Source organism: Desulfosporosinus sp. BICA1-9 (genome assembly GCF_000802135.1).
In genome coordinates, this window is sequence record NZ_JUEE01000155.1 from 23,136 (window position 1) to 36,728 (window position 13,593).

8 protein-coding genes are annotated in these 13,593 nt (G+C 43.4%); all 8 read right to left on the bottom strand.

What is annotated here, in order from left to right; genetic code table 11:
- Positions 1-54 precede the first annotated feature (54 nt).
- The 8 genes from JL57_RS19815 to JL57_RS19850 all read right to left on the bottom strand — a co-directional run bounded on the left by JL57_RS19815 (position 55) and on the right by JL57_RS19850 (position 13,588).
- Positions 55-2,961 (bottom strand): VWA domain-containing protein, encoded by a 2,907-nt coding sequence (locus JL57_RS19815; protein ID WP_034143704.1) that lies wholly within the window; start codon positions 2,959-2,961, stop codon positions 55-57.
- Positions 2,951-4,771: a BatA and WFA domain-containing protein gene (locus JL57_RS19820; protein ID WP_034143705.1), complete on the bottom strand. Its 1,821-nt coding sequence runs from the start codon at positions 4,769-4,771 to the stop codon at positions 2,951-2,953. Before JL57_RS19820 ends, JL57_RS19815 begins: the two co-directional genes overlap by 11 nt.
- 396 nt (positions 4,772-5,167) lie before the next feature.
- Positions 5,168-6,703: a hypothetical protein gene (locus JL57_RS19825; protein WP_034143706.1), complete on the bottom strand. Its 1,536-nt coding sequence runs from the start codon at positions 6,701-6,703 to the stop codon at positions 5,168-5,170.
- Positions 6,704-8,261: 1,558 nt separating this feature from the next.
- Positions 8,262-8,462 (bottom strand): hypothetical protein, encoded by a 201-nt coding sequence (locus JL57_RS19830; RefSeq protein WP_034143707.1) that lies wholly within the window; start codon positions 8,460-8,462, stop codon positions 8,262-8,264.
- Positions 8,463-8,834: 372 nt separating this feature from the next.
- Positions 8,835-9,617 (bottom strand): hypothetical protein, encoded by a 783-nt coding sequence (locus JL57_RS19835; RefSeq protein ID WP_034143708.1) that lies wholly within the window; start codon positions 9,615-9,617, stop codon positions 8,835-8,837.
- A 172-nt stretch (positions 9,618-9,789) separates the two neighbouring features.
- Positions 9,790-11,955 carry a S8 family serine peptidase gene (locus JL57_RS19840; RefSeq protein WP_291300315.1) on the bottom strand — a complete coding sequence of 722 codons (2,166 nt, stop codon included), beginning with the start codon at positions 11,953-11,955 and terminating at the stop codon, positions 9,790-9,792.
- A complete protein-coding gene (locus JL57_RS19845) occupies positions 11,952-12,668 on the bottom strand; it encodes a BatA and WFA domain-containing protein (protein WP_291300316.1) in 717 nt (238 codons plus the stop codon). The genes JL57_RS19840 and JL57_RS19845 overlap by 4 nt, the downstream gene beginning before the upstream one ends.
- 29 nt (positions 12,669-12,697) lie before the next feature.
- Complete coding sequence (locus JL57_RS19850; protein WP_045691000.1) at positions 12,698-13,588, bottom strand: DUF58 domain-containing protein; 891 nt, start codon at positions 13,586-13,588, stop codon at positions 12,698-12,700.
- Positions 13,589-13,593 lie beyond the last annotated feature (5 nt).

Genomic DNA, 13,593 nt, shown 5'->3' on the forward strand with positions numbered 1-13,593 from the left:
TGTGTCAAATAATCGTAAATTGTGTCTCTCGCTAACACTTACTCGACCGAAACCCTATTCTCTCTTCTCATCCTTATCGGCAACCCGTTTCTTTGCCGCTAATAGCCTAGCACTGAAGCCTCCCTCGGGATTATCCACGGTGGTACTCTTCACACCAATCTCCCCGCGGTCTTTCGAGCCTCTCACGCTTCCCCATCTACCCTGAGCATCGCTTGCTGTCTTAGAGCCTTTCTGCCTGTTCCCCTCTTCCGAACTCTGCTCTCCAGGCTTTGTCTCACCCTGAGATTGATAAAGTTGTTCCCTACTTGCTTTACGTTCTTTGATTGATTGGATCAGCGACTCTTGACCATGTTCAACTGGACCGCTACTTACCTTCCTAAGCGACCCCAAGCGTTGCCCTAGGGCTGACACCCATCTTAAGTTCCAATTGAAGCGGCGGGAAGCGATATCCATGGGTAAAAGCAGAACTGCTATCATCAGAAACTTCGGCCAAAGGGGAATTTTCCCCTTGGCTTCCGGGACTATCAGCTTTCCCACCCCATCAAACTGAGCAGAATCAAGGATTTGTCCTCCCCCGGCTGTAGCAAGTTGTTCGATAAATTTACGTTGATCCCCTTGGAGCAAAAATTCCGGGGAATAGGACTGAACGAGACCGGCCGTTTGTTGGTGCACAACCTTGTCGCCCTCTTTTTCAACGACTTGAATGATATAAGTGCCGGGTTGTTCCATCGGAAATTCCACCTGATATTGGCCGGGGCTGATCGCTGGCAAAATCAGATCCGTGGAACTTCCCTTAGGTTCAATAACTGTAGCCTGAATATCGGCTGCTTTACGACCTTCCAGCGGGATATCCACTCTAATCCTGCCTAAGCCGCCGTCACGAGTTGCCGTTACATTCAAACCGTTCCCCTGTTCTTCAGGTAGGGTCCAACTAATCACCTTTCCCCAAAATTGAGGAAAAGCAGACCAAGCCACCCATTGCTCCGCCCAACGTCCTTTGGCATCACTCGTCCAAGCCACCGTTCGCCCGAGCCCATAGTGCCAACGCGCCAAAACCGGATCACCGTCATGGCTGGTAAGGATAACTTCTGCTGTATCTTTCGGGGTGGTGGCAACATAGCCCAAAAGCTGAGGAAGTCCCTCCATAGCAGGCAACATGCTGGTAGACCCTGTGACGATCGGAGTAAAAGGCTCTTGCACAAAATAACTGCGGGTCACCATCATCGTTTCTTTAGCGAAAATCTTGGGAATATTGTCAATCTGATCCGTATAGTAATACCGACCATGTCCTTCCTGGGCTAAATACCTCAATAAAGACGTATCCGAATCACCGCCAATGGCGACCACAGACAAGGTTATATTATCTGCTGCCATTTGTTTTAGCAGGTTTTCATAATCTCCCCCATATTTGGAAACCCCATCGGATAAAAGAATAATATGCTTAACCTTGACCTTGGCTTCTTTAAGAGCCTTATACGCTTCTTCCAAAGAGGGGTACATGTTCGTACCACCACTAGGTTCAATAGAGCCAATCTGCTCTTGGACCCATTTTTTATCAATTAACGGTGCGGTTCTGACCACCCATTTGTACTCACTATCAAAGGTAATCACACCCAGTTGATCCTTCTCGTCTAAGATTTCGGTCGTCAGAAGAGCAGCCTGCTTAGCCATATCCATTTTGGTTATGTTATTTTGTGTGTGACACATACTGCCCGATTTATCAATGATCAGATTCAAGCCCACACTAGGGAGTTCCGCCTTACCCGTAATCTCCATATTAACGGGCAGTGCTTTCTCCACAAGAGTTTTAAAATACCCTCCTGGTCCGTAACTATTCTCTCCTCCGACCATGACTAAACCCCGTCCTAAATCCCGGACAAAGTTCTCTAGTGCTTGCATTGTTGAGTCTTGCATGTCAGTCGCAGGCACATTAACGAGGACAACCGCAGAGTACTGAGCCAGTCCTGTTAAAGTTTTCGGCATAGAGCTGGGTTGAACCGTTTCGACTTGAAAATTAACCGAGGCTAATGCCGTGCCAAGTGCCTTACTATCCTCTGGTTTCCCTTCTACAATCAAGATCCTTGGTACGCCTTCAACTTGGGTAATGGCTTGTCCAAGGTTGTTTTCTTTACGCGTATCTTTAGCACTGATCACCTCGACTTTATAGGTATGCAAGCCTGCCTTTTCAGCACTTAATCCCCAGACTAATCGACTCGTTCCCTTGCCAATCTCAATGTCTTCTTCCCGTAAAACTTTGTTACCGACCATAATTCGCACAGTGCCGCTGGTTGAAATCGAACTTTCCAGCGTTGCCTTCAAGTCAAAGAACTCTCCTTCGTTGAGGCGAGAAGGTAGATCAACGGTCTTCACCAAGACCTCTGGCCCACTAGAGGGAGTGATCGGCAAAACATCGATCCGGATCCCTTGCTGATTTAACAATTTGGCCTGTTCCAGGGCATTGCCCCGATTTTGTTTGCCGTCCGTCAACAAGACAATATGTTTGCCAAGTTCCTCAGGCATTATAGAGCGGGCTAACCTCAAACCCGTTGCTAAATCTGTATAGTTAGGGTCAATCACCCCTTGCAATCCTTTAAAATCCGGATGAGGTTCCACCGGATATTCGACCATCGGCTTTTTCCCGAGACTTACGATCCCGGCCCCCATAGTTGCAGGTAGGGTAGCCAGGGACTTAGTGATCCACTCACTGATATCCTTGCTTTTTTCCTGTAACGAAGCCGATCGGTCCGCCACATAAACCACCGATTTTTCCTTATGTCGGAAATTAAATTCTATTCCGGCCAGCGAAAGAACCAGCAAGGTCACTAAAACTAGGCGCACCCCTAGAAAGGCCTTTTGTTGCGGGGTTGTAAAGGCCTTAGGACTTGTTTTCCAGAGATAAACAAAATACCCAACTAAGCTAAACAAGAGCAAATAGAGAGGTTGGGAAAAACTAATGCCCACGCAAATACACCCACCATTCCACCGCTAAAAGCAGCAAGGCTGTCAAAACTACCCAGGGCCATAACTCCCATATTACCTTGGTACTGACTTCCACATTCAAATCCTTTTTACCAAGCATTAGATGAATCACCGGCTTAACTTGAGATTCTTGTGGAGACATAAAATTGACCGCGATGGGGCTAAGCTCTTTCTTGCCCTTACTTATCTGCTCCGACGTATATAATCCCGGGCTAAACTTATCGGTAGCTTTCATGATCGGGAAGGGTGGCGCAAGCGAGATCTTCTGTCCATCCGGATCATAGAGATTCACCTCATCCACCTGAGGCCTGACTCTTAGTTCCCAGGGTGTCCCGATCTTGACTTGGGTTTCTGTAGGGTTCACCCCGGGAAGCAGCCAATGGGTTAAATTCTGAATCAAGATAGGAAACGCAGCCCTGAGGGCTAGATCCGACTGGTGCAAATCAAAGCCAAACACTGCCGCTCTTACTTGGTCGACTTTGCCGACAGCTAATAGGGTCCGCTCCCCACTCTTCAAAAGCGCTTGCCCGTCAGTGGGAAGTTTAACGTCTTTACTCGTGGCCACATGAACATCCGACCATGAGACATGGTCCAAGAGGGGTTGCTCAGGCAGAGGTTGTAATGGTTCTGTTACTAACCCAACACTTTCTCCAATTAATCCGCTTGAAGCAGGGGGATTGAAGACCAGCAGTTGCCCGTCCGGCGGTTTTTCCGGCCAAAACCCATCAAACACATAAAGGTCGTATTGATCTTTAACACCAGGATAACCTTCAGTCTTGACTTTATGAACTTCCAGCAGAGGATTCAATTTAAGGACCAGCTCCAGAAAAGAATTTCCCTCCGTTACCAGCAACGCTTTACTTAAGTCCTCCTTACGCGGGACTAGCCAAGCGGAGTTATCCAAGTCCAAGGCATCATTACCTTCCAAATATACCTCTAAATATGAAGCTTGTTTGGGAATGGGCCAAAATAGATACCCTGGTTTCCCTGGTTTAACTATAACTACCCGGACGTCTTGTAGTTGACCTTCAGAAAGCAGATTGACAGTGACCTCCTGCTCTGTTACACCATAATTATCAATCCTTGTCATAGCAACCGGGCCATCTGGACCATCACGCCAGGAAAAAGCTCCAATCGCCAGATTATCCTCCCGGGTACCAATCCGTCGATATTGGAATTCTTTCACTCCCACAGGCCCTTCCGGCGAACTCACACCTCCGTCACTGTAAAAGATGACCGGAGCCATGGTTCCCTTTTCTAGAAGCGCCGAAACCAACGAGAGTGTATGATCGAGATTAGCTTCCTGATAACCCGGCTGCATCCCCTGTAAGGCGTCCATAACTTCGTGCTGATCACTTTGATTGGACAGTATTTCCGGAACCGGACCTACGCCAATCAACGTAAATTTGGTTCCGCTACTCTGCGCCTTAATCAGCTTTTCAGCCTCGGCTTTGGCCAAGTCCATCCGAGTTCCCCCCTCCTCCTTGGTCAACATACTTGCCGAGGTGTCCACAAGGAGAATGAAACTAGCACCGGCCTGCTGATCACGCTCTAAAAAAGGGCGAGTTAAAGCCAGGACCAAGAGCAAAGCCAGCAGAAGCTGTATGAATAAAAGCAGGTTGCGGCGTAGTTTCTGCCAAGGAGTTTGCGAAATAGTATCCGCTAAAGCCTTTTGCCAGAGTAATGTACTACTCACCATTTGCTGTTGTTTCTTTTGTTTTAATAAATAAAACAGGATGATGACTGGAATCGTTAGTAAAAAAACCAACGCCCAAGGTGCCAGGAAGTGCATCACACCAACTCTTTTCTAATTTCTTCACCTTCTACAGTAAGGAACGATAAGATTTTAAAATTTAATAAATTTGAAATGTCTGGAGTAGAAGAATTTTCAAGTGGGTTCCGTTATATGAGAACCTCAGCCCCCCGTAACGACCGCAACAGTATATCTTCCAAATTGTCATCCGACCCCACCATATGGTAAGAAATCTCTCTACTTTTCGTGTTAAAATTAATTTCCGTCTGAATTTTCTCCCCTGCGTTGAGTGCACCGATTTTCATAAACCAATTAGGGGAAGAGACGATCACACCGTCTGTAAAATTGTACTGAGTACCATTTGTGATCGTTGCCAGCCACTTATTGTCTTTGAAAGAGATTTCCCCGCTGATGGACCTGGTTACGGAAGCATCTTCAAACCGAAGAAAACCCTCTCATAACCCATGAACGCATTTGAAAGAAGTCTAAATTCGTTTTTCCAGGGGTTTGTTCGACACGGATCATAGCGTTTGGTCTTTGATTTGTCCCAGTGTCAACTCTCTTTCCTCCATCGAGGTTGGGCAAAGCCCTGACGAGATGGTTGCCTGGCAATTCAAGATGATACCTGGCATGGGTTGGGGCAAATATGCCTGTAACCGCTGTAATTTTAGCCAAAGAATTTCCTGACATCATCTCAACAACATTAATCTGGTGAGCAATTATTTCCGCTGGGCGGGTTTTAAACGATGTGAAATAAATCAAGAGAACAAATAAAATTGACAAGGCAGGTACGATGATCCAAGTCAATTCCCGTTTGTCCAATTTCTTAAGGAGTAAATAGTTGAACAGACCCGCTAATAAAAGATAAGGCCCGATCATCCAGGCCATAGTCTGCAGGGAAGGAAGAGCCTTGTCCTCAATATTCCCCAAGGCATTCGCCATGCCGTATGAATTATCGGATTGCCCTTTGAACAAAGTACCGCCCAACTGAACAGCTCCTGAGCTATTCGCAAAATCATACTTCTTATCGACCAAGAGGTCCATCCACAGGACCTTGCTCCCTGTCCAGTTGGACATAGGTTCTATAGCAGGATCAAAAGCCAGGTATAAAACCTCGCCTTCCCCCAACGAATACTTTATGCCTAGAGGTTTTCCTTGTTCAGAAAAAAGCGGCTTACCTTTCGAACTTTGGAGATTAGCTATACGTACGGGACCCGATATAGCTTCACTGATCGGTTCACTTAAGTTACATGGGAGAGCACTCAGCGTAATAGTATCAACTCCGGAAACCGTGACTTCCTGAAGTTCCGGCGGCATATTCGGGAGCACCTTATGCCAGCCTGAAACTCCGCCCACTACTAAGGTCCCTCCCCGACTCACCCAGTGAGTTAAGGCAGTTGATTGTTCCTTTGTAAGTTTCAAATTAACATCATTAATAAGCAGCACATCAAAAAAATTAAGCTGCTCCGCCTTCTCCGGCAGATTTTCATTTTTAACTGTCGCTAAAATGGGTCCCATCCAACTTGCTTGCTTTAGCCCATTCAAAGAGTTTAATCCTTCCTCCGAACGATCTAGCAAACCAATGATCAGCTCATTGTTACTCGGAATAGCAAATTTGACAGTCTGCTTAGCAAGGACTTTATCCCCACTAACCAACTCAATCAGCACACTAGTGAAAGCACCGGGAATATAATAATTGAAGCCCTTCGTCGATCCCTGAGGAAGAACTGCACTGCTAACATAGTCCATGGTGTTAAGTTCAAGGTTATTTTCATTCGGCGTAACTCTCAACTCTCCTTGAAGGTCCGTTCCCTGGTTCGTCACTTCAACTTGAAGAGGAAGCCATACACCTTGTTTTGTGTAGTTTCCGTAGATCCCCTTTGCTTTAATTATGATGGCTGGATTTTGATCTTCATCCTCTGGAGCAGCCAAAACAGCTTTTGCCGATACCCACAGACGATAGAAGTACAAACACAGCTACGATTAGAAGTATCCAGTTCCTTAGTTTTGACAACATCTCAGCTCCTCGTAATCCTTTAATAAAAAATTCTCTTTCCACCTTTTTGCCCCCTAAATTCACTATTCTCCCAGAATCCAATAAATACCTTCTTTTCCAGCATAAATTTTCAGTTTCTGTAGAAATAAGGCTAGATGCATATAGATGCATCTAGCCTTATTTAATTATGTACTGTTGACCAATGAACACGATTATTAGGGTTCAAATTCTTTTTTATATTCCAATTGGTTATTCTTATCGTACCTTATCCAAATTCCATTTTTCTTGCCATTCTCAAAATTTCCAACTTGCCACAACTAACCCGTTTCCTGATAGGGCTTCCATTCACCTATCATTAGCTCGTTTTCGTAAGTCCCTTCAACTTTCACTTTTCCATTTTTGAAAAAGTAAGTGAGCTGATTGCCGATTAATTCGTGGGCTTTTGACCGTTTTTATAGAATTTTTATTTAACATCGTTATAACCTTCCTTTCGCTTCCGAATCAGGTAAGGGGGCAGTATTATTTAATTTAATCAATTGCCATATTAACTTTATAGTTTGGCGACAGGGGGCATAGAAAATATCATTTTGGATGATTTTGTGCGGGCTTTAACGTAAGTATTAAACAATTTATAGGTGTTTTAGATAAGTGCTATTGCCAATCGAGGTAAAGATTTTGGGGAACTAATCAACTTAGTGAATGAACAATATTTGGTTATAAAACCACACAAAATAAAACTGATACCTATCAACAAGCTAACGGCACGAGTATGCTGAAGGTTGAAAATTTAGGCCCTAATATTGAAAAAGAGGTTACTCTAGATCAAGTTCATACTTTGATTCCATTTAATTTAGCTATTCCACGGTATCTTCCAACTGAAACCGTTTAAGACGAATTATGCTTACATCTTTAGGATCAGATGTTTATCAAGTTATCATTGAATACAATTTAAGCTATAAAGGGGTAGGGCCAACCAAATGACGTGAAACCCTCGCTAAGACATTATATGGTAACAATAAGTCGACTTTACCAACGCTAAAGGGAAAGTTCGGCTTATTGTCAAAAATGATCGTTTTTGGTTCCTTAATATAAAAGCTTTAGAACAATGGATTTTTGCTATTTTTAAGTATCAAAACTTCTCCCAATAACAACATATCAGAATGCTGGCATGTAACCGTTTTAGGTACATATTTATGGATAATAACGGCTTAACGTGGTTAAAATTCATAATTTTATTCCACATATTATCTTAGCATGGGTTTTTCGGAAATGTTGGCGACACCCCCACAAGAAAGAGTAATGGAGAACATCCAATAGCTCTTTCATATATAAATCCCTAACGGACAATGTTATTAAGGTACCTAGATTCCAGTTCTTTTCAGAGTATTATCGACAAGTTACAAACGTGAACTGAGGAACCGCTACGTACTGAAAGTTACGCAGGTGGTATGGGAGGTCGGCCAACCAAATAATGGATGGCCTCCTACACGATTGAATCGAAGTTGGGATCAAAACTGCGTTAATTAAACTTCTTTAGAATTTTTTATCTACTTTTAAACATAAATAAGCTACTCCTAAACCTATCATGTAAGAAGCAATAGCTATTAAAATAATAAGATACATGTCGTTGGGTGTTGAAACTATGTTAAGAAGATATTCTTTAAATACTGTTTCTGAAATAAAAATCAAAATTGGTAAAATAAAAAGAGGTAGTATTTTAATAAAAATACGCATTTTTTCACTCCAAATTTTTTAAAATATACATCTAAATTGAATAATATGCTCTGTTAGAGCCATCAATAGGTTAAGGTTGAGCCACCCTCACGCAAGCTGAGTCTGGGGCAGACTTGACATGGGACCCTACTTCGGATGCTTCAATGGGTCGAGGGATGAGGCTCCTATGATGTATTCCTCTTGGGTAAGCCCCATCCCCTTTTTAGGGTAGCATCCTCAGGCCCCATGTGAAGTTATACTATGGGGTTGACGGGGTTGACTGTTAACTGCTATTTAACAAAGTGTTTTAATCAGCAACATGTGGATCATTTTCAGAGTGACAGTGGCTCGGTCCAGAGCGTATTGATGGCTCTGCCACACCGAAATATTCATCTAAATAGAATACCAAATTCCAGGCCAATAGATGTCAAGCCAATTCCCCATACCTGTTTTAAATCGACCAAGATAATCTCCATTATAGACTGGATTATGATCATTTCTTAGAGAATCAGGTGAATAGAAATCAAAAGAACCATCGGAATTTCCTTCTGACCAAAGTCTGTAAACTATTGTATATGCAATACCGCCACAAACAACAGCAGCTGCAAAAGCAGTCATAACGCCAGTAGCAACAAGAGCAGCCCCAAGTAATGCACATACAGCAAGTCCTGTATCTTGTACAAATGTACGGTCAACTGGAACAAGTTTAACATGTTTACCCCATCCAGTTGAAGAGTCCCAATAACTCTCAACATAACTTCCGTGTCCCCAGAAATAAGATGCTTGGACAGAATAATTTCTTATAGTATTTTTGGGGGGTGACGCATCTTTTTTAGCTATGTCTTTAGCTTGTTCTAAATCATCAGCAAATGCTAAATACCATCTTTCTCCGATTACTTCCTTATTAACACTTTTACTAGCTAGATCCTTAAGTTTTGTTTCATCGGAAAGATCGTTAATTTTTTGTCCTTTAGCTACTATTACATATACTTTCTCACCATTATCTTTAGTACCTGCTACTACTTGATTGCCATTATTTTCATCCGTATAAACAACTTCGGCTTTATTTGGGGTTGTTTCTGTCTTTACCTGGGCGCTTGCCGGGATGCCGGTAGCTAAAATAAAAATACCTACAAGAAACATACTCAAGAGCTTTTTAAATAATTTAGATTTCATTCATACACACTTCTTAATTTACATAATTTTAATAATTTGAATATAATTAACTCCTTTCCTATTATTTAACTATTTTCCCAACTCTTATATAATCATATATCTTGAAATTATAATAGGTTTTCGCGATTATCAGTCATCTTTATTGATTATTTGATAAATAGTACTGAATGTTTTACTCGTTCCGATCGGCGCCTGGATCCCGACCAATCATAATTGCACCTGAAGGCATAGATGTTCCCGTGTTTATTAAATAGAGAATCGAATTATTGACTGTGGCCAAAACGCTACCTGTCAGGGCATCAGGAAAATCTTCGCCGGAAGCAACAGTAATTAATTTTCCAGCCGATGGGAAAGCGTCAATCACCATTTGGTTTGTAGCGTATCGGTCAACACCCGCTAAACGTACTGGCCCGGGCAATTGTTCTAAGGCAGCACTAGAAACAACTGCGCTCCCTCCAACCACAAGGGTATCCGTAACCCATAAGGTGTTGAGAGCATTTAGGGTTTCTAAAGGAACTGAATCATCATTATCCGTTAACAGAATCGGTTCTCCTCGTTCGGCTGCAATAGACGCAATTGATAAGGCATCTGGAAAATTCTCTCCACTAACTATAACAGCCTTGCCTATTGTTCCTAAAGTTAGTGCTATTTGAGCAGCTGTAGCATATCGGTTTGCTCCAGCTAAACGATAGACAGAGCTTATCTGAGATAAATCTAATTCAATCCCAGAAGAAATGGCTCCTGTTCCACCAAGTAAATAGATAGATTTAGGGGAAAGATGCTGAATCGCTGCCATAACTCTCGAATCCAAAGAATCAGGATAGGTCAATAATATCGGCGCTGAGTATTTATAAGCGAGAGGAACACCGGCTAAAGCATCCGAATAATCATCTGCTCGCGCTAAAATTACTGTGTCAGCTCCCGTGGGATAAGCGGAATCAGCTACTTGAATAGCAGTCGCGATCCGGTCATCCCCATTTAAATGGAGAGACGTGGTCAAAGGCATCTGTCCGATCCGGTAAATACCTTGCTCAAAGATGCCGACCTTAAGCATGCTTCCAGTAACTCCTCCCGCCACGCGTATCCATCGAGAACCGTTCCACCGAAAAAGATAGTTAGCCAGTGTTGAGTGTTCCGTTACTGGGATAGACAAAGAAAGGATTTTATGGGGTATTTCCGATGTCTCCCAGGAAACACGCACCATTTCTGAGCCAGGGATAATTCCAGATGGAAACGGAGCGGGAACATCAGCAGGTTGTAAGTTTACACTACCGGTACTGTTCCAAGTCAAAGGAGAAACCAATAAAGAGGCTCCGCTTGAAGTATCTTTAATAAGAGCGCCAGCAAAGTCAATTATTTCAGGGTCAGTCAGGGTTTGTAGATCTGCAATTTTTACAGCTCTATAAGCATTGGGTAACCCAAATCCGAATTGTGAAGAACGCCCGGATACGTCGAGTCTCTGAGCGGATTGTTTAATATTAGATGCAACTTGCTGTGCGGACCAGTCAGGGTGAGCACTCCAGATCAGAGCCGCCACTCCAGACACAAACGGGGCTGCCATAGATGTACCTTCGTCTAAAATAAGTTTGTTTACACCGGAAATTCCAACGACATCTGTTAAAATATCCGTTCCTGGAGCGATAAAATCGAGATTTGATCCAGTCTTTGAAAAAGAGGCTATTTTATAATTTTTAGTCATTGCCCCAACGGCTACGACTCCAGGTAAAGATGCAGGATATAAAATATTAGGCTCTTCTGTATATAAGTGATTGCCAGCCGCGGCTACGATAAGACAGTCTTTAGCTTGAGCATATTTAACTGCCTCTTGAAGCGGAGCATCTAATGTCGAACTACCCATACTTAAATTGATAATTTTTGCTCCGTGATCTGCCGCCCAGCGGATCCCAGACTGTACACTTTGAACTTCGCCATTACCAGAACTATCAAACACCTTTACTGGTAAAATCTTTGCTTCAGGTGCGACTCCGAAAAGTCCAAGTCCCTGACCGTTTCCTGCAATAAGGCTTGCAACTTGTGTTCCGTGTCCATTGTCATCAACGGTATCAACAAAGCTTGTCCCTTTGGTGAGAGCATTATAACCAAGGATTAAATTCCCCTTGAGATCACCGATACTAGCATTCACGCCAGTATCAACGACAGCAACATTGATACCTTTGCCAGTAATCCCCATTGACCAAACTTTTGGGGCTTCTACTGCCTGTAGTCCCCACTCTTCTGCTTCTCTAGGACTTATGGGTAGTGAAGAAGCAGCGGTATTCCGTATTGGAAATGTCAATGTGATTAGAACTAATACAAAAATGATTAACCGATTTTTCATTTAATAACACTGCCCTCCATATCAGATTGACCTTCACGCCAGGAAAAAGCTCCAATCGCCAGATTATCCTCCCGGGTACCAATCCGCCGATATTGGAATTCCTTCACTCCCACAGGCCCTTCTGGCGAACTAACTCCTCCGTCACTATAAAAAATCACCGGAGCCATGGTTCCTTTTTCTAGAAGTGCAGAAACCAACGACAGTGTATTATCAAGATTGGCTTCCTGATAACCCGGCTGCATGCCCTGTAATGCGTCCAAAACTTCGTGCTGATCACTTTGATTAGACAGTATTTCCGGAACCGGACCTACGCCAATTAACGTAAACTTGGTTCCGCTACTCTGCGCCTTAATCAGTTTTTCAGCCTCGGCTTTGGCCAAGTCCATCCGGGTTCCCCCCTCCTCCTTGGTCAACATACTTGCCGAGGTGTCCACAAGGAGAATGAAACTAGCACCGGCCTGTTGATCACGCTCCAAAAAGGGGCGAGTTAAAGCCAAGACCAAGAGCAAAGCCAGCAGAAGCTGTATGAATAAAAGCAGGTTGCGGCGTAGTTTCTGCCAAGGAGTTTGCGAAATAGTATCCGCTAAAGCCTTTTGCCAGAGTAATGTACTACTCACCATTTGCTGTTGTTTCTTTTGCTTTAATAAATAAAATAGAATGATAACAGGAATCGTCAGTAAAAAGACCAACGCCAAAGGCGAGAGGAACTGCATCACACCAACTCTTTTCTCAAAAATCCAGTCTATACGAGAACTTCAGCCCCGCGTAACGACCGCAAAAGTATATCTTCCAAATTGTCATCTGACCCTACAGTATGGTAAGTAATCTCTCTGCTGAGACAAAATTCTTTGATACTATGCAAAAATACTTCTAAGTGTTCCTTATAGGTCTTAAGGAGGATCGGCGTGATACTCACTTCTTTTTCCAACCCTGTTTCACAATCAACCAAGCGGAAATTCCCCATTAACTGAGGATTTCTTTCCTCAGGTGCCAGAATATGCAGAACGACAACTTGCTGCCCTAAATGTTGCAAGTATTTAAGCCCCTCTTCAAAACCAGACGAACTTAACATATCCGAGAGCACAATGGTAAGGCCCGGCCTTTTAATGTATTTACCACTTTGACGCAAACCCACATTTAAGTCTGTTTCTCCTCCTGCTTCCAATTGGGACAAGAATACCCAAAGCCTGCTGATCGCGTTTCTTCCTCGTTGAAGTGGCAGACAGCGATTCGTTCCTGAGTTTAAGGGGATCACACCCACTTGTTCCATATTAACCAAGGCTAAATAACCCAAAGCTCCCGCCAATTGTTTGGCTAGTTGATACTTTGAGCTTCCCTCCAAGGCCATAGAACCGCTGGTATCCAGTAAGAGATGAACACTTAGATCATTCTCTTCCATAAATAATTTAATAAATAATTTATCCAAGCGAGCATAAGCATGCCAATCCACTTGGCGAAAATCATCCCCAGCAACATATGCTCGATAATCGGCAAATTCTACGGACTGTCCTTTGCGGGTTGAACGATGCAGTCCACTATACCGTCCAGCCCGAGCCTTTTTTAAGAGAAACGCCATGTTCTCGAGCTTTTTTAGAAATTCCTTTTCAAAGAGTAGTTCTGTCAGAATGTTCACCCCCT